Genomic DNA, 18,059 nt, shown 5'->3' with positions numbered 1-18,059 from the left:
TACGCACCCGTTTGCCACTGTCCTTGCGAACCGTTCGACTTGCATGTATTAGGCCTGCCGCTAGCGTTCATCCTGAGCCAGGATCAAACTCTCCATCGTAAATAATTGTGTGGTTAGACTCGCTAACCACTGTCTTGTTCAACCGACGACCGAAGTCGTGAAGTTAAGTTGTTTTGTGCTGACCGTTTGTCAAAGAACTTGGCGCCTGACCCGTTGGTCGAAGCGTGGTTGAGAAGAGATCTAAGCGAGTTAAATCGTGTCTCGTTGTTTGGGAGTGCAAAGGTACGCCTTATTTCCCGATTGTCAAGCAAAAAGTGAAAAATATTTTTGTTTACCTTTTCTTCTTTTTTCTTGTAACTGCCTGACCGAAAGCGTGTTACCGCGAGTCGATCAAGTTCCCGTATTGTTTGGGAGTGCAAAGGTACGAGACTATTTTTGTTTTGTCAAGTAAAACTGAAAATAAATTTTGTGATTGATTTTCAGTGGGTTGCACGTAATGAGTTGATTGTCAGAGGCTTTCGCTTTTATTTTCGACTCATTCCCGATGTTTGGGAGTGCAAAGATAGGGGCTTTTGGGGCGTTTGTCAAGACCTGCCTGGAAAATAGTTGGGGCCACGCCAAACATTCTTTGGCAAGAGGCATAAAATCAATCAGTTACCGGCTAAAAATATTTTCAAACTTTTTTCATTCCCTCTTGTTGCTCCATTCTTATCGAAGCGAAAACCCTGTACAAACCGTCTTTTTGCCCATTATGCAGGCATTAAGAGTTATATTGCATCTCTCTTTTGTATCAATTCATCCGATACAATTTGTCATCTAATGAAAATACTACACACCGCAGACTGGCATTTAGGAAAACGATTGCAGGATTTCCAGCGTCTTCAGGAGCAGCGAGATGTTTTGGCAGAGATAACTCAGGTTGCCAATAAGGAGGATGTAGATTTGATTTTGGTAGCGGGTGACTTGTTTGATACATTTAATCCTGACCCAAAGGCTGAAGACTTATTATATAGTACACTAAAAGAACTTACTGCAAGTGGCCGGCGGACGGTAGTGGCTATTGCGGGAAATCACGACAACCCAGACCGGATTGAAGCACAGGATCATTTCGGGCGCGAGTGCGGGATTATTTTCGCGGGTTTTCCGAAAACAGAAGTGCGCTCCTATGAATTGAGCTGTGAGGCAAAGCTACTGCGTTCGGCTCCAGGGTTTGTCGAGTTGAAACTTCCTCGCTATGATGCGCCTGTTCGTATTATTATGACGCCTTATGCCAACGAGACCCGCCTTCGGTCGTACCTAGGCATGCTCAGCCTCGACGATGAAATCAGGCAACACTTAGGACAACACTGGACGGCCTTAGCCAGCACCTATATGGATGAACAGGGCATCAATATATTGATGGCCCATTTGTTTGTCATGAAACGCGGTGGCGAACAGCCTGAAGAGTCGGACGATGAGCGGAGCATTCTGCAGGTTGGGGGTGCCTCAGTAGTCTACACCGACATGATTCCGCCCCAGGTTCAATACACGGCGCTTGGTCATTTGCACCGCTTTCAGCAGATAGCGGGCGGCCCTTGTCCTGTCGTCTATAGTAGCAGCCCATTGGCCTACAGCTTCGCGGAAGCGGATCAGCAAAAATACATCATCCTTATTGATGCCGAGCCGGGTCAGCCAGTAACCGTCACGCCAGTGCCGCTGGTAACCGGAAAACGATTATTACGCCCCCGGTTCAAACGTGTCGACGAAGCCGTTGACTGGTTAAAAGAGAATCCCAACTGTTACGCCGAAATAACGCTGCAAACGCCAACGTTTCTGACAAGCGATGAACGGCGTCAGTTACAACAGGCGCATGAATCGCTGGTGACGATTATTCCGGACGTACGCGACGTAGAAGAAACTCCGGAGGAAGCAACGCCAGCCATCGACCTTACGCAACCTATGGAAGCGTTATTCACAAATTATTTTAAGAATAAGAACAAAGGGCAGGAGCCCAACGAACGGCTTCAGCATTTGTTCCGTGAGATTTTAGCCACCGAACCTGAATGATCCCTCTTAAACTGTCCATCCAGGGACTTTACTCCTATCAGGAACTACAGGAAATTGACTTCCAGCAACTCATTGGTTCAAGCGTTTTTGGCATTTTCGGTAAAGTCGGCAGCGGCAAAACCTCTTTGCTGGAAGCAATCAGTTTTGCGCTATATGGTAGGACAGAACGGTTGAATGCTAACGACAAGCAGGCATACAATATGATGAATCTGAAATCGAAGCACCTGATTATCGACTTCGAATTTCAGGCTGGTGCCGATCAGCAGTTATATAAATTTGTTTACGAAGCGAAGCGTCATCCGAAGAAACACCACGAAATAGGTCCCGGCGAACGACGCATGTTTATCCGGGAGGGCCATGAATGGAAACCGATTGGCAACGAGAAAGAGGATATAGCGGTATTGTCGAAGCAGATACTAGGCCTCGACTATGACAATTTCAAGCGGACGATCATTATCCCACAAAACCAATTCAGGGAATTTCTGGAGCTTAGTCCCGTCGAGCGGACTAAGATGATGAACCAACTCTTCAAACTGGATCAATACGATCTGGCTGCCCGAGTGAGCAAACTGAGCAAAGCAAATGACGATCAATTAGCCGAACTTCGTGGGTTGTTATCTCCGCTGGACGCCGTTACGCCAGAAGCCATCGAGTTGGCAACGGCTAGTATTGCCGCTGTTTCTGAGTCGTTAAGGCTAAAAGATGCCGACATCAACGAGCTTGCTCCTATCGAAAACCGATTGCTTGACAATCAGAAACGTAGCCTAACGCTGGCTTCGACTCAACAGGAACTGGCACAACTCCTCAGTCGGGCACCTCTTTATGAGCAACGGCAACAGGCATTGGCCGTTTATGAAACCTGTTTGCTCGTCTTTCAGGCCGACTTTGCGAACCTCGATAAAGAAAACAATCGTAAAACCCGGCTAATCGATCAGGAACATACAGCCCAGCAACAACTGGTTTCGGTAACCAGGCGGCTGGTCGGGTTACGGAGTTTGTATGAAGCGGCTAAACAGGCTTATGAAACCCGCGATGAACTACAGCAGAAAATCGACGAACTGGATACGGTACAGCAAATCCGAACGCTGCAACAAACCATCGGTCAGCAAACCCGCAACCGTGATACGCTAACCAAACAACTCGACCAACAGACGATTCTGATTGAACGCCACAAAGCAGCCCGCGCCAAACACCAGCTTATTCTCGACAATGGCATCGGGCGGACGTCCGATCTGGAGCGACTCTACAAAGTAAAGAACTGGTTCACGGCCTATAACCCCCTAAAGAAACAGGCTGATGACCTGGAGATAACTGTTGGTAATTACGACCGAACTATTGAAAAACTCAAGCAGCAGAAGAACGATGCATTAGTGGGTTTCCCACCCGATTGGACTGACTTAACGCTTAAAACCTTGCCGGATGCCATTGAAGAAGCCCTGGCTAAATTTAAAGAAGTCCGACAGGAACGTGAGGATAGACACCGGAAACTACTCGTTCAGGATGAGTTACGAAAATATGCCGACGCCCTGAACGAAGGGCATCCGTGCCCACTCTGCGGATCAACGCACCACCCTAACCGCCATAAAGGCGATGAGGAAAGTATTGATGTGAAAGGCAGCGAAGCGGGTTTACAGAAAGTAATTCAGCGAATAGAAGTAACCAGCAAACTACAGCTCACAATAAAAGAGCTCACGACGAGACTTCGGAGCGAACACGATAACGGCAAACGGCTCGTGCAGGAGCGTACCGAAATCGTTCGGCAGTTGACCGAACACGAGGACAATTTTATGTGGCCGGAGTTCTCGAAGGACCAGGAAGGCGAGGTGATTAAGGCCATTCAGAAAGAGAGCGACGCGCAGAAACAGATTCTGGACGCTCAAAAAGCCATTCAGGATCTCGAAAAACTGATAGGAGAAGCCGAAGCGACCCATAACGACCTAACCAAAAAAGTTGTCGACGCTGGTAATGCCCTTTTCGGATTGAGCGGGCAATTGAAAACAGCGGCCGAATCGCTGGAACATTTCCGTCTGGAGGAAGTAAAAAACTGGGGACTTGACCAGATTGCCGACCTGCGCGAGTCACTCACGAAAACCTACCATCAGACTAAAGTTCACTTCGACAACACGTCGAAACAGAGAGGTGATGCCGAAAAAGAACAGGCAACCATTGAGGAACAAATTCAGCAGGTCAATAACCAACTGGTCGAAGTAGCTACCGAGCTAGGTGTTCTGGAAGCTTCCATCGCGCAAAATCTGGCGAACCAACGTCTGACGCATGAGCAGGTGAAACAAACGTTACAAACCAGACTGAACGTCAGCCAGGAGCGGCAGCAGATTAATGAATACAACGAAAAGCGAAGCGGTCTTCAGCTACAAGTCGTTTCGTTGCAGACCGAACTGGCCGAACATCCGTTCGACCCGGTAGAATTAGCGAAGGTTCAGCAACAGTTAATCGCATGGCAAGCGGAGAAAGATGCGCTGAACAAAGAGCATGGCCGTGCAACCAGCGTGCTGGCATCGCTCGAAAAGCAGTGGCAACAAAAGATCGAACACCAGAAACGGCATGACGAACTCGATTTGCGCCGGGCGGATCTGAAGAAAATGGACGAGATGTTCCGGGCACAAGGGTTTGTGAATTACGTTTCGTCTGTCTATCTGAAGAACCTGTGCGAATCGGCCAACGAGCGCTTCTTCAAACTGACCAATAATCAACTGCGGCTGGAGCTGGACGAGAAGAACAACTTTCTGGTTCGTGATTACCTCAACAGTGGTGAAGTTCGAAGTGTAAAGACCCTGTCGGGTGGACAGACGTTCCAGGCCGCTTTATCTCTGGCCCTGGCGTTGTCCGATAATATTCAGCACTTAACGAAAGCCAAACAGAACCTGTTTTTTCTGGATGAAGGATTCGGTACGCTCGACAAAGACTCGTTACAAACGGTCTTTAAAACCTTGAAAGCCCTCCGTTCCGAAAACCGGGTAGTCGGCATTATTTCGCACGTGGAAGAATTACAGCAGGAAGTAGACCATTTTATCCGGGCCGAATCGACCGAGAACGGAAGCCGGATTGTCCGAAGTTGGGAGAATTAACCTAATGCAAACGGTTTGTCCGCTTCAGAGCAGCCCTACACTTAGTATTAACAAATCTTGAAGTGCCGCACTAAACAAGCTCCCTTTTCTACATTTGCGACCGACTAACCAACTGCATACGTATGAAAAAACTTGTTACACTCGGCCTGCTCGGCTGTTTAGCGCTGGCCGGATGCCGCACGCCTAAGCCGAGTACAGTTTCAGTAGCCCAACAAAAGCCCGTCACCAAAATCGCCTTTGGCTCATGTAGCGACCAGAAACGCCCTCAACCGCTATGGGATGATATTGTGGCTCAAAAACCGGATGTGTGGATTTGGCTCGGTGATAACATTTACGGCGATTCAGAAAGCATGGACACGCTACGGACAAAATACGCTAAACAAAAAGCCAACCCGGTCTATCAGCAATTACGCCAGTCAACATCCATCATCGGCGTGTGGGACGATCACGATTATGGCGTTAATGACGGTGGAAAAGAATACCCAAAGCGGAAAGAAAGCCAGCAGTTGATGCTGGATTTTCTGGATGTGCCAGCAACCAGTCCGTTGCGCACGCAGGAAGGCGGCTATTCCGTTCATACGTACGGCCCAAAAGGTCAGCGTGTCAAAGTAATTTTGCTGGATGGGCGCTACTTCCGTGATCCGCTGAAAAAAGACGGTAAGGCCAACGTTCCAGATCCATCCGGTGATATATTGGGCGAAACGCAGTGGAAATGGCTGGAACAGCAACTTACCAAATCCGATGCCGATGTGCATATTATCGGTAGCGGCATTCAGGTTCTTCCCGAAGAACATGTCTACGAAAAATGGGGCAACTTCCCCACGTCTCGCCAACGGCTACTCGACTTGCTAACCAAAACGAAGCCTAAAGGGGCTCTGTTCATCAGTGGTGATCGGCACATGGCCGAGGCCTCTAAAATTCGTATCCCCGGCCTGTCTTACGACCTGTTCGACATTACCAGCAGTGGCCTTACCCACGTTTCGGCACCGCACGAAGAACCAAACCGTCATCGGGTTGGCGACATTGTGTCCAAACTTAATTATGGCCTGATTACCATCGACTGGACGTCAACGCCGGTAAAGGCTGTCGTCCGCATCAATGGTGATGACCAGGCAACTTACCTGACGCAGACGATTAGCTTCTAACGCTAGAAAAAGAAACGGAGAAGGGGAATAAGGAGGATGCTGGTGCATTTCCTTATTCCCCTTCTCCGTTTCTTTTTTATTCTTCGACTATTCTTTCGTTACCAATGCCATTACTTCTTCTGAAATGCCGGTCATGGAGAAACCGCCATCGTGGTATAGATTCTGCATCGTGACCATACGGGTCAGGTCGGAGAACAGGGTGATGCAATAGTCGGCGCACTGGTCGGCGGTTGCGTTGCCCAGCGGAGCCGTTTTATCGGCGAAATCGTAGAATTTGTCGAAGCCGCCAATCCCTCCACCCGCCGTTGTTGGTGTTGGCGATTGCGAAACGGTGTTCACCCGTACTTTATGCGACTTACCATACCGATAGCCAAAGCTACGGGCAATGGACTCCAGAACAGCCTTCGCATCGGCCATATCCGTATAGAACGGGAACGTCCGCTGGGCTGCCATGTACGTCAGCGCCACCACCGAACCCCACTCACTGATCGCATCCAGTTTATACGCCGTCTGCATCATTTTATGGAATGACAGCGCCGAAATATCGATGCTCTGCTTAAACCAGTCGTAGTTAAGGTCGGTATAGGCTTTTCCCTTACGGATGTTTGGGCTCATGCCGATGCTGTGCAGCACAAAGTCAACTTTTCCACCTAATACCTCGGTTGATTTGGTGAACAGGTTTTCAAGATCGTCTACCGATGTAGCATCGGCCGGAATGATTTCGGCTTCACACTGTTCAGCCAGTTGTTTGATAGCTCCCATACGCATCGCAATCGGTGCGTTGGTCAGCGTGAACGTAGCGCCTTCTTCTTTCGCTTTTAGCGCGACTTTCCAGGCGATTGATTTTTCATCTAAGGCACCGGATATGATGCCACGCTTTCCCTTCAGTAATCCGTAGGCCATAATTTTAATGAGAATGAACCATGAAGAGTGAAGAGTAAAATCGAGAGAAGGCTACCAGAGTAGGTAAAATCAACATAGTGTTAATTTTTATTCTTCATTTTCACTCTTCATTCCTCACTAATTGCGGCAAAGTTAGGTTATTTTTTGGTCGTACCACGTTTTGATTGCAGAGCCAGCGCCGGTCTTGATACTGGAGCCGGGGGTAATTTTAAAATAGTCGCCATGAATTTTTCGGTGGCGGCATAGACGCCCTTCAAGTCATGCGACGTAAAACGGGACGCAATCACGTGTTCGCCCGCTTCGGGAAAGGCCATTTTCTGTTTTTTATCCGCTGGTGTCCCCAGTTCGTCATACATCGCCAACATGGCAGGCACCGATACGACTTTGTCCTGATGTTCCTCGTCCTTGTAATAATACGCCATGAAAACCGGCTGGTTCACTTTTTGGAACTGCTCGGGCGTCATGAACTGATCGAGCATCGTTTGCAACGTAATGAGTCCGTTGGTGTGGTACTGCGGCAACCAATACCGGGCACGGCCCCCGCTATAGTGCGTATTCACAACGTGTTCGCCTTGGAAAACCTGATCCAGAATTTGCTTACCCCACGGACCTGTGACCAGCTTAAGAGCTGGATTGGCCGTAGCAATGCAGGGAGAATACAAAACTAATCCATCAATTTCGGGGTGATGAGCGGCCAGATAAAGCGCAAGCATTCCCCCGGCCGATGTGCCCATGACAATGACGTTGTCTCCCAGTAATTTCCCGATCGCCAGGGCTTGTTCAGCCGACGCGACATAGGCAGAAGGAGTCAGTTTCTGTAAAGCATCGGGCGAGTTTATCCCGTGTTCGGCCGTACGGGCGAGGTACAGATTGCAGCCAAAATGAGCCGCGATCTGCTTATGAACCGGGTCACCTTCGGCCCAAGAAGCCGTAAAACCCGGTATATACACGATGCTGTACGGCGTTTTGACTTTGTGCAGGCTATCAGCCCACACAATGCGGGCTTCATTATCAGGGCGTACGTTAGCCTTCTTCTCCGACTCATCAAGGCGCTGCTCCAGTTTTACCAGATCAGGGTCGAGCGTCACGTTTTCCTCCTTAATACTGTCCGAATGGGCCGTTGGTCCAAGTAGATACCCCACAACAATAACCGCCCCCAACAAGCCCGCAATCAGGAAAAACCGTTTCATACGTATTCTTTTATGTCCATTCTGATTCGCCAGTCTTTCGGCAGATAGTTGTTGACGCGCGTACCAACGCCTTTTACCCAGCCCAGATTCATACCCTGATAACGAGCTACTAACCAGCCTTTAACGGGCTCATCGAATACCAGATTTTCTTTCTTAAAGTACCGGAGCGCATCCTCCTTACTCAACTCCAGGCCGGGGAGTTGTTGATTGACAGCCATGCTGAGCGCCAGCGCGTGCGATGGAATGAAATCCTGCCCCTTAAACTGGCCCATTTCCAGCCCGAATCCTTTACTTTTCAGGGCACTATCCAGAAACAGAAACGTTTTCTCCAGCGCTTTCGGCAGAGCCATCACATCACCATTGGGTTTTTCCCAAAGCGAAAAGTCGGCTGGTTTTTCGAGCCATTTGGCCGCCGATGCCGTTTCACGCGGACGAAGCGCCCGGATGGTGCGGAAGGTACGGGCATCCAGTTTCACCACCGGCGTGAAGGCCGTTTTCTGGAAAACGCTGATAAAAAAACCTTCGCCCCGTACCCGATGCGGATAGCACTGGTACCCAACGGCATCGCCCGTTTCCGGATCGCCCGCCTGTTTCTCCACGATGTTCCAGTCGGCGGGAAAAACCAGTGGCCGATTTCGAAAACCGTTTTCGGTCAGGTAGCGAACATTCTCGGTGTTTTCGGTATCATTATAGGTACAGGTGCTGTAAATCAACACACCATTGGTATCCAGCAGAGGGGCAGCCGCGGCCAGAATCCGTTTTTGCCGGGCTGAACACAAGTCGACACTCGCTTCCGACCACTCTTGCATGGCATCGGGATCTTTCCGAAAAAGCCCCTCACCCGAACAGGGCGCATCGACCAGCACGACATCGAAAAAACCGGCCAGATTGGCCATATCTTCCGGATCGTGATTGCTAACCACCACATTCGGATAACCCCATTTATCCAGGTTTTCGCGCAGTACCGACACCCGGCTGCGAATCACTTCATTGCAAATCAGTAAACTGTCGGGATGCAGCGCCGACGCCAGCAATGTACTTTTTCCGCCGGGCGCTGCGCATAAATCCAGTACACGCAGAGGACGGCTGAGGTTGACTGTTTGCCGCAATGCCTCGTGCAACAGCATCGATGACGCTTCCTGTACGTAATAAGCCCCCGCCTGAAAAAATGGATCGAGCGTAAAACTTGGCCGTTCGGGAAGGTAAAAACCCTGCGGACACCAAGGCACTTGCGCCAAGCCCGTTGTGTCATAGCCCGGCTCGGCCACCTTCCGCGGATTCATCCGGATACTTACAGGCGTCGGCTGCCCCAAGGCGGCCTCAAACGAGGGGAACTCGGTCCCCAGCTGCGCCTGCATTTGCGCCAAAAACGCCGGGGGCCATCCAGCCGGGGACCATCCAGCCGGGGACCATCCAGCCGATGTACCTTCAGTCGGAATAGGCTTATGTGTTGTCATCTGACAAAAATACGCAACTGTCGGGCGGTTTTCACTAAACTTGCAGCATGACTCATACACAAGAGCAATTCAAACAGATCAAGACCTTTATTTTTGATATAGATGGTGTATTGACCGATGGCGGTGTCTCACTGCTGGCCTCGGGTGAGCGGTTTCGAACCGTTTTCATCCGCGACACATACGCTATTGAGCAGGCACTGACAGCCGGGTTTCGCGTTGGTATTATTTCGGCGGCCAATGCTGATGGTCTTCGTAGCTGGTTAACGTCGATGAATGTCAAAGACATTTTTATGGGTGGCCCCTCCGATCAGAAAGTGAATGCATACCTGGGCTATATGGCCCGCGACGGCCTGAACGAGTCCGAAATTCTGTACATGGGCGACGATCTCCCCGACTACCCAATTTTAAATCGGTCCGCCGTTTTGAGTACTTGCCCATCCGACGCCGTTGCTGAAGTTCAGGCTGTCTGCCAATATATATCGCCAAAGGCCGGTGGCCGTGGCGCGGTGCGCGACGTGATCGAGCAGGTCATGAAAGCGCAGGGAAAATGGGGCCTATAATTCTGTTTTGTCTGAATGGCAAACCTTTCTTTATCAAGCATCAACGTTCACATGAATGACTTAGCCGAACGCGATCAGGCTGTAATCTGGCATCCGTTCACGCAAATGAAAACAGCTCCCTTGCCGATTCCGATTGTGCGGGGCAGCGGCTCAATACTTTACGGTGCCGATGGCCGGGAATACCTGGATATGATCTCCTCCTGGTGGGTGAACATTCATGGCCATGCCCATCCGCACATCGCCCAACGGGTATCCGAACAACTCCAGATTCTGGAACATGTAATTTTCGCGGGCTTCACTCACCAACCCGCCGTTGAGCTAGCCGAGCGGCTGCTGGCTATCCTCCCCGCCAATCAGTCGAAGGTATTTTACTCCGACAACGGGTCTACTGCGGTAGAAGTGGCGCTAAAAATGGCGTTTCAGTACTGGCATAACTTAGGGATGCCCCGCAAAAGGATCGTTGCTTTTGAGAATGCCTATCACGGGGACACCTTCGGTGCTATGGCGGTTGGTGGTCGCAGTGCCTTCACCGCCCCCTTCGTCCCCTTTTTGTTCGACGTTGATTATCTACCCGTACCCGTACCGGGGCAGGAAGAAATCGTTCTGCAACAGGCAGAAGCCCTGTTTACCAGCGATGTAGCTGCATTTATTGCCGAGCCTCTTGTTCAGGGCGCCGGTGGCATGGTCATGTACGAACCTCATGTGCTGGATAAGTTGATCAAACTGGCCCGTAGCCAGGGTGCTCTTATCATTGCCGACGAAGTAATGACTGGTTTCGGTCGCACGGGCAAATTATTTGCTTCAGATCATCTGAACGAGAAACCAGACCTCATGTGTTTGTCGAAAGGCTTGACTGGCGGAACTATGGCACTGGGCGTTACGGCCTGTGCAGCCCATATATACGATGCCTTTCTGTCCAATGATAAGCACAAGACGCTCTTTCACGGGCATTCGTTCACGGCGAACCCACTCGCCTGCACGGCTGCCCTCGCCAGTATGGACCTGCTCCTCTTACCTGAAACCCAGGCTAATATTCAGCGTATTACGCAAAGCCACGCGAATTTTACACGACGGCTAGCTACGTATGCATCCGTCGATACCATTCGCCAGCATGGCACGTTGCTTGCGTTCGATTTAAATGTTGGTGAGCAGACCTCTTATTTTAACGACATACGAGACACCGCCTACAATTTCTTACTTGACCGGGGCGTATTAATGCGTCCATTAGGCAACGTCCTGTATCTGATGCCCCCCTATTGCACCACGGATGAGCAGCTTGCCTTTGCTTACAAACAAATTGAACTATTACTGACAACCATATGACTCTCCAGTCTTGACATTTAAATTTAAATTGCCACCTTTGTTTTACCAATCGACGCGGGAGTAGCTCAGTTGGTAGAGCGGCAGCTTCCCAAGCTGCAGGCCGTGGGTTCGAACCCCATTTCCCGCTCACACATAAGCCCATGAAAATTAACCGGTTAGCAGCGATGGTGGCCGGTTTTTTTCTTTGGTACCTAAGCCGGTTTACACCCTGGTTTACACAACTACATGAGTTGCTCTCTGCGTTCTTATTAATTTTAACAAGGCTTTGAGTTATCCTTGTCAAAATAACTCATAACGTCACAGCTGTATATTAATCGACTCAAGCCAATGGCTCCTTCTATCAACACATATGGTTTAATTTGGCTCAGCTAGAGGAGCGTTTTCGTTAACGATTTTTTTAAGAGACCTATAATTGATATAAACTATTGATTATGAAACTCTTACTCAGTTCACTTACCACCGTTTTTAACCTTTTTATGTACGCTTCTATGTGTGAATGATGATGAATTGAACAGATAGACCATCCCCTTTCCCATAGCCCTATGATTGACCTTCTTTTTGTTAGCTTGGAAACCAAATAATTCTGTACCTTCAATACCAACAACCTGCTTTCTAGATCGACAATAGATTTCTCATGTTCACGTCTCTGACGTGAGATAGATACTACTACATCATGAAGTTAGGCTACGCCCGTGTTTCTACCCAGGATCAAAACCTGGCTCTTCAGCTAGATGCCCTTAAAGCAGCAGGCTGCTCGAAAATCTTTCAGGAGAAAGCCAGTGGATCTAAGACCGAACGGCCTGAACTAAACCGGCTTCTCGAAATCATCCGGGAGGGGGGACACATTGATGATTTGGAAGCTGGATCGTCTTGGTAGGTCCTTGAATCATTTGATCGAGATTGTCACTCAGCTTGAGGAGCAACGTATCGGATTAGTGAGTTTAAACGATCCAATCGACACGACCACGGCGCAAGGCCGGCTGGTTTTCCGCATTTTCGCCAGTCTAGCTGAGTTTGAACGAGAGGTGATCCGGGAGCGTACACTAGCTGGCCTGGCCTCCGCCCGACGCCGGGGCCAACTTTTAGGCCGGCGCAAAGGGCTATCCAAGGCGGCCGAGCAGAAAGCCCGTATCGCTGAAAGCCTTTACAAAGAAGGTAAATACTCCGTCGAACACATCGCCCGCGAGTTACACATTTCGAAAACCACACTGTATAAATACCTACGCCAACGAGGGGTTAAAATCGGCGATTCCGTTCAAGATCCGATGGTCATAGCTTAGAAAACGGCAGGTGTCCTCTATTTAATATTCATCAAATGCATTTTGTGTTAAGATCAATGAGATGACGTTTAGATCCGATAAGCGGTTGATTTTCAACTCAAACTTATTGAATACTAATCACGGTGACTCGTTATTTTCCTTCTTCTTTCGCCCAAATAGACATGACTTACATGTATTGCTCTTAACGTAAGTGTTGAATGAGGAAACCTAGTCGATAAATCAAATAATTCTGTGAAACTATTTACTTATAGTAAGGAGATCAAGCAGGCCAACGCGCTCATAAATTTTATAAATTTGTTGGTTCAATTATTCACTCTATGCCATTAGTCTACTCGTTTCACTTCGTTTCTATAATACTCCTTTCTTTTGTACAGGGTTCATTCGGTTTCGCTGCTCATTTGCCCTCTTTTACGCTTGACAGGGTTACCCCAGTTCAATCCTTTACTCAACCCGCTCCGACGATAAATTGGCAGGTCAGTATAGGGGGGAATTATACGGATAACGCTAGCGCAATCGCTGCCTTTACCGACTCTACTTATGTTGTTGTAGGCAGTACGTCATCCACCAATAGTGATATGGCAACCGATCCATTAGCGGGTAAGGTGCAGAGTGCCGCCTGGGTGTCAAAACTTAACAAGCAGGGTAACAAAGTGTGGTTTAAAAGTTATGCGCTGTTTCCTAACAATCTCTACAGCTATCATAGCGCTTTGAGTGTGGCTACGCTTAGCAGTGGCGGATGTGTAGTTGCAGCCGAAGCTATTAGCAGTGCTGCGGATCAAAAAAGATCGCCCTGGGTTTTCAAATTAGATGCAAATGGCGGAAAAGTATGGGAAAAGACGTTTAACGCCAGTTCGAGCTTAGAGTACTCCACCCAAACAGTAACCGTTGACAAAGAGGGAAACTACGTGGTGGCCGGGTGGGTGAAAAAGCCAGGTAACGCTGGTTTGGGCCTGTACGATATTTGGGTTATCAAACTAGATTCTGCTGGAAATCTAATTTGGGAGAAGACATTTGGCGGCTCCAGCAACGAACAGCCCAGTTCAATCATCTCTCTGCCGGAAGGAGGTTACGTGATTGCGGGCTATACAGCCTCCCAAGACGGTGATGTAACACCGACATACGCAGGCTTTAACTGCTGGATCGTCAAGATAGATTCAAACGGGAACAAAGTATGGCAGAAGACCTATGGTGGTTCATACGACGACCGGGCTATGTCTATCGCTAGAACTTTTGACGGAAACTTCGTTGTGTCGGGGCGTACCAGCTCAGGCGATGGTGATGTGAAAGGGTATCATGGGACAATACCACCCGTCTACGGCAATACGTTCTTTGGCTTTCATGATTTTTGGGTATTAAAGCTGGATAAGGACGGTCAGTTGATTTGGCAAAAAGCATTAGGCGGTTTCAACGACGATGTATCAGCATCCATTGCGGTAACTGACCAAGACGAATACGTGGTAGCCGGTTCTATAGAGTCCGCAGATGGCGATGTGACGGGGTATCACCCCCCAGCCGATGCTTACGTAAGAAGAACAGACTATTGGGTGATCAAACTGAGCTCTTCGGGTACGCTGATCTGGCAAAAGGCGTTGGGTGGCTCAAAGGGCGAAGATGCCACAGCCGTGTTATCCACTACCGACGGCGGGTGTATTGTTGTGGGAGCAGCCGAATCGGCCAATGGTGACGTGGCAATCAACCGGGGCTATTCAGACGCTTGGATCGTACGGCTGAATGGGCCAACTCTTTTGACGTGCACCAGTCTTACGACTGGTTCGTGGAATGCATCTTCGACCTGGTCGTGTGGCCGCCTGCCAACGGCGCTGGACGACGTAGTTATTCAACCTGAGCATACCGTTTTGCTGGATTCAGGTATGGCAGAGGCCGTCTGCCGAAACTTAGAGATATTGGGTACTTTCTCTATGCAAGGAAGCTCCATTCTGATCAATGGTACTCGAATCACTATTGATCAGGACAACGTTCTCACCAAGTAGGTACATTTGGCTTGACTGCCCGAGGTGGCCAAGCCGTTGAACAAAGGTTTGCTAATTGTTGCGTCAACCAAGTTTCACATTTATTAAACGACCCTTCAATTAAGGTTCTTGACACGGATGAGCCTATGCTGTTTCATCACCCGTTTTAGCACCTCTACCGCACGGGCCTAAACTTACTGATCACCCTTAGAAACAGACTGTTGAGCCAGACAAAGAGCAGGAGGCCAAGTATAATCAATACGGCATCCAGCTTGTAGGAGAAGCCAATGAATTGCTCCGTGCCATCCAGAGAAAGTTCATACCGAAGCCAGTAACGCTCAACGATCGTCGTGACACGGTCGAAGGGGAACGCTTCGTCGTAGATGAGTGGGATAATCAACCGGTTGGTCGTATCGATAAAGCCATATTTGTCCTTCATCCGAACCATCGAGAGGCCATGTTGATAATACGAGGCAAAATCAAAGGTTAACGGCGTGCGCACCTTGCCCGACTTGTCAATATGGCCAAACTTACCATGTATGGCCACTGCCGATCTATCTTCAGCTGTAAAGCCGGTCGCTTCATCGTACAAATGGGGAATGCGCAGCTGGCCGGTTTTGTCAATACAACCCCATTTCCCATTCTTCTTGACCCAAAATAGACCGTTGGTGGGTTTACGCGTATCGGTATAGTCGAAGGGAACGATCAGTTCACCCGTAAGGGGACTCACGTATCCGTACTTAGTCCCATATTGTACTCGTTGCATACCTTGACCGGAATAGGTGTAATCGACATCAACGGCATCGAGCGCCACCGGAACTTTCAGCACCAAATCAGGATCGATGATGCCAAATTTCCCTTGGAATTTAAAGGCCGTAACGTGTTTGGATCGCTGGATCTGTTCGGTGACAAAGGGGGTAAAGTTGAAGTTGAGAATAAAGAATTCGCCCTTTCGCCACCACAGCACATCTTCCTTGGTGTCGTGGTTACAGGTATGATCGATTGTCGCGTTTTTGATCAGGTAATCGTTTGGATAGTGCTGAATGGGGATCTTATACAGCTCTTTTCCGGTCTTATCAATGTAGGAAAGCCCGTAGTGTAAGTCGGCGGGGTACATGACCCAGGTTTTGCCCTGGCGGAATATGTCGGTGGAGATGTATTTAGGCTCGATAATGACCTTCCCCCGTTTATCGATAAATCCGTGCAGACCCTGCCCTTGCCGGCTAAGTTGCATCGGGACAAACTCGGCTAGCCCTTCTTCGAAGTCGCCAATGTCACGGTAGGCTGGGGTTAATTTGTGTCCGTTTTTATCCGTAAGGAAGGTTTGGTAGGAACGGCACGCCTGCGTAATCTTTTTGACCACATAGACGTCACCATAGTCCTGGTATTCATTGTACTGGTTTAGCCAGCCAGCAGTTGGGGTGGACTTGGTCTGGGCGAATAGCCTGACCGATAGTAAAAATATAGCAATAAACGTGAGGTATCGAATAGTGATTAGACGCATTAGTAATTTCTACCTTTTTACATTACCCCAGGCACTTCTGAAGTAATGCTGGAATATACACCTTGATCAACAATAGACTGACTATTCTTCATGGATGCGATGACTTTACCGATTCCATATAGCTAAGTGGTAAAATGTAGACTAGATTAAGTTGATGAATCAACGGAGATGGCTCAGGTCAGCGGCCTAGCTTTACTACGGGTTTTATCTGTCTACATTTAAAGAATCCGCCCGTGTCGTTATAACAAGATTCGCTGTGATGGGCAGAGTTGACAAGATAAAGCTGACATTTCTATAAACATGCCCGTACGAGGCCTGACATTTTGCCTTGTCAATAAGTAACCGATCGCCAACTTAAGGTAATTGCTTTAATCTGTAACATTATCACAACGGTCGTTGAGAAAAAGCGACAACTATTAAACTGACTCGATTCTGCCATTTCCAAAAACTTGGTACCAGCTAACGAGTAAAATGAGTTTAAGTAATTTTAACCAGCGAGGAACAACACGCCTTATTTTTTAGCCATTACCGGTACAATGACCTCATCCCCTTTGACACTAAACCGATAAACACCTGCTTGTTCATCCCATTGTTCGACGACCGGCACGATCCGTGTCCGGCGAGGGCCTACTTTGTCGGATGAGTTGTGAATGTGGTAGACGTAATATAATTGCTTGTCTAGTCCTTCAAACAGGTCACCATGGCCTGATCCGTTCTCGCCAACGATCGACCGATGAATGATGGGGTTTCCTGTATACTTTACCCAAGGCCCGTAGGGCGAATCAGCCACCGCATAGCCAATCGCATAATCAATGTTTTGAAAATGATTGGCTGAATAAAACAAGTAATATTTATTCCTCAATTTTATCACCGTAGGTCCCTCCATAATGGGGGCGGATTTAAAGTTAGGTGTTGCCTCCCAGGCCTGAGTCTGCTCAAAACATCGTTTTAGGGTTTTAGCGTTTATCGTTCCGGTTTTCAGGTCAAACTCGGCGACATACAGGTAATTGCCTTTGTTAAAGCGTACACAGTAGAGGTAGTATTTACCATCGGTATCCTTAAAAAGATAGGAATCAATATTTTTCTCAGAGCCGTCAATTGGGCGGACTTCTTTTTGTCGGTAAGGACCTAGTAACGAGGTTGACTGGGCCAATGCGGTTTGCTCATCGGCCGTATAGGTCAGGTAATAGACACCCTTATCCTTGAGAATTTGAGGAGCCCAGAAGCCTTTTGTGCCGAATGTGTGGTCACCTTTAGTGAGGATTATCCCCAGTGAATCGTTTGCCTTGGCAGGCACGGCCCATGTTTTGAGGTCCTTTGACTCTAATAAGGCAAATCCTGGCGGCCCTCCATCTCCCCCTCTGGAGCCGGTTAGATAATACTTGCCTGCCTCCGTATAGATGGTTACATCAGCAAAAAAAATTTCCTGTTTCGCTTGTGCTAAGGCATGATAAGAAGTCAGTAAAAGAATCGAGTAAATAAAAAATGACTTCATTTTAGGGATTATGGTATACTGATTGCAGGTTGGGTCGTTACGTAAGCGACTGATCGATATAACAAAAATTTGCCATAACGCTCCCTTGATAAAAGTGTTT

12 protein-coding genes, 1 tRNA gene, 1 rRNA gene and 1 pseudogene are annotated in these 18,059 nt (G+C 48.6%); 9 read left to right on the top strand and 6 right to left on the bottom strand.

Annotated elements, in window-relative coordinates; genetic code table 11:
- Positions 1–99, bottom strand: a 16S ribosomal RNA gene (locus ACYU8Y_RS26450); the annotation flags it as partial.
- Between the two features lie 720 nt (positions 100–819).
- Here ACYU8Y_RS26450 and ACYU8Y_RS26445 point away from each other — a divergent pair.
- From ACYU8Y_RS26445 to ACYU8Y_RS26435, 3 genes are all read left to right on the top strand, one after another.
- A complete protein-coding gene (locus tag ACYU8Y_RS26445) occupies positions 820–2,046 on the top strand; it encodes a metallophosphoesterase family protein (protein WP_460941200.1) in 1,227 nt (408 codons plus the stop codon).
- A complete protein-coding gene (locus ACYU8Y_RS26440; protein WP_460941198.1) occupies positions 2,043–5,132 on the top strand; it encodes an AAA family ATPase in 3,090 nt (1,029 codons plus the stop codon). The genes ACYU8Y_RS26445 and ACYU8Y_RS26440 overlap by 4 nt, the downstream gene beginning before the upstream one ends.
- 122 nt (positions 5,133–5,254) lie before the next feature.
- Positions 5,255–6,277, top strand: coding sequence for an alkaline phosphatase D family protein (locus ACYU8Y_RS26435; RefSeq protein WP_460941197.1), 1,023 nt, complete (start codon positions 5,255–5,257; stop codon positions 6,275–6,277).
- A gap of 87 nt (positions 6,278–6,364) precedes the next feature.
- Here ACYU8Y_RS26435 and ACYU8Y_RS26430 read toward each other — a convergent pair whose 3' ends face one another.
- From ACYU8Y_RS26430 to ACYU8Y_RS26420, 3 genes are all read right to left on the bottom strand, one after another.
- Positions 6,365–7,180 (bottom strand): enoyl-ACP reductase FabI, encoded by an 816-nt coding sequence (locus tag ACYU8Y_RS26430; protein WP_460941196.1) that lies wholly within the window; start codon positions 7,178–7,180, stop codon positions 6,365–6,367.
- Between the two features lie 137 nt (positions 7,181–7,317).
- Entirely contained in the window at positions 7,318–8,370 is a 1,053-nt protein-coding gene (locus ACYU8Y_RS26425; RefSeq protein ID WP_460941195.1) for an alpha/beta hydrolase, read from the bottom strand.
- Positions 8,367–9,827, bottom strand: a complete 1,461-nt coding sequence (locus ACYU8Y_RS26420) for a methyltransferase RsmF C-terminal domain-like protein (protein ID WP_460941194.1) — start codon at positions 9,825–9,827, stop codon at positions 8,367–8,369. Before ACYU8Y_RS26420 ends, ACYU8Y_RS26425 begins: the two co-directional genes overlap by 4 nt.
- A 47-nt stretch (positions 9,828–9,874) precedes the next feature.
- On the opposite strand from ACYU8Y_RS26420, the gene ACYU8Y_RS26415 reads away from it, so the two are divergent.
- The 6 genes and pseudogenes from ACYU8Y_RS26415 (at position 9,875) to ACYU8Y_RS26390 (ending at position 14,981) form a co-directional block, all read left to right on the top strand.
- Entirely contained in the window at positions 9,875–10,387 is a 513-nt protein-coding gene (locus ACYU8Y_RS26415; RefSeq protein ID WP_460941193.1) for a KdsC family phosphatase, read from the top strand.
- Positions 10,388–10,438: 51 nt separating this feature from the next.
- Complete coding sequence (gene bioA, locus ACYU8Y_RS26410; RefSeq protein ID WP_460941221.1) at positions 10,439–11,710, top strand: adenosylmethionine--8-amino-7-oxononanoate transaminase; 1,272 nt, start codon at positions 10,439–10,441, stop codon at positions 11,708–11,710.
- Positions 11,711–11,764: 54 nt separating this feature from the next.
- Positions 11,765–11,837 (top strand) — tRNA-Gly (locus ACYU8Y_RS26405).
- 546 nt (positions 11,838–12,383) lie between these two features.
- Positions 12,384–12,729: pseudogene (locus ACYU8Y_RS26400) on the top strand (recombinase family protein); the annotation flags it as partial.
- A 6-nt stretch (positions 12,730–12,735) separates the two neighbouring features.
- Complete coding sequence (locus ACYU8Y_RS26395; protein ID WP_460941220.1) at positions 12,736–12,990, top strand: helix-turn-helix domain-containing protein; 255 nt, start codon at positions 12,736–12,738, stop codon at positions 12,988–12,990.
- A gap of 317 nt (positions 12,991–13,307) precedes the next feature.
- The gene (locus ACYU8Y_RS26390; RefSeq protein WP_460941191.1) at positions 13,308–14,981 is read left to right on the top strand and encodes a hypothetical protein; all 1,674 of its coding nucleotides are present in this window, start codon (positions 13,308–13,310) and stop codon (positions 14,979–14,981) included.
- 154 nt (positions 14,982–15,135) lie between these two features.
- On the opposite strand, the gene ACYU8Y_RS26385 is transcribed toward ACYU8Y_RS26390, so the two are convergent.
- Both ACYU8Y_RS26385 and ACYU8Y_RS26380 read right to left on the bottom strand, forming a co-directional pair.
- Positions 15,136–16,464 carry a WG repeat-containing protein gene (locus ACYU8Y_RS26385; RefSeq protein ID WP_460941190.1) on the bottom strand — a complete coding sequence of 443 codons (1,329 nt, stop codon included), beginning with the start codon at positions 16,462–16,464 and terminating at the stop codon, positions 15,136–15,138.
- A 511-nt stretch (positions 16,465–16,975) separates the two neighbouring features.
- Entirely contained in the window at positions 16,976–17,959 is a 984-nt protein-coding gene (locus ACYU8Y_RS26380; protein WP_460941188.1) for a glycoside hydrolase family 43 protein, read from the bottom strand.
- Positions 17,960–18,059: the final 100 nt, after the last annotated feature.

It is taken from the genome of Spirosoma humi (assembly GCF_054776575.1).
Note: the sequence above shows the minus strand (reverse complement) of the source record. Positions and strands in the feature narration are given on the sequence as shown.

Bases quoted from the DNA above. Each gene is read 5' to 3' on its own strand.
- ACYU8Y_RS26445 (WP_460941200.1), top strand. From the start codon at position 820: ATGAAAATACTACACACCGCAGACTGGCATTTAGGAAAACGATTGCAG.
- ACYU8Y_RS26440 (WP_460941198.1), top strand. From the start codon at position 2,043: ATGATCCCTCTTAAACTGTCCATCCAGGGACTTTACTCCTATCAGGAA.
- ACYU8Y_RS26435 (WP_460941197.1), top strand. From the start codon at position 5,255: ATGAAAAAACTTGTTACACTCGGCCTGCTCGGCTGTTTAGCGCTGGCC.
- ACYU8Y_RS26430 (WP_460941196.1), bottom strand. From the start codon at position 7,180: ATGGCCTACGGATTACTGAAGGGAAAGCGTGGCATCATATCCGGTGCC.
- ACYU8Y_RS26425 (WP_460941195.1), bottom strand. From the start codon at position 8,370: ATGAAACGGTTTTTCCTGATTGCGGGCTTGTTGGGGGCGGTTATTGTT.
- ACYU8Y_RS26420 (WP_460941194.1), bottom strand. From the start codon at position 9,827: ATGACAACACATAAGCCTATTCCGACTGAAGGTACATCGGCTGGATGG.
- ACYU8Y_RS26415 (WP_460941193.1), top strand. From the start codon at position 9,875: ATGACTCATACACAAGAGCAATTCAAACAGATCAAGACCTTTATTTTT.
- bioA (WP_460941221.1), top strand. From the start codon at position 10,439: ATGAATGACTTAGCCGAACGCGATCAGGCTGTAATCTGGCATCCGTTC.
- ACYU8Y_RS26390 (WP_460941191.1), top strand. From the start codon at position 13,308: ATGCCATTAGTCTACTCGTTTCACTTCGTTTCTATAATACTCCTTTCT.
- ACYU8Y_RS26385 (WP_460941190.1), bottom strand. From the start codon at position 16,464: ATGCGTCTAATCACTATTCGATACCTCACGTTTATTGCTATATTTTTA.
- ACYU8Y_RS26380 (WP_460941188.1), bottom strand. From the start codon at position 17,959: ATGAAGTCATTTTTTATTTACTCGATTCTTTTACTGACTTCTTATCAT.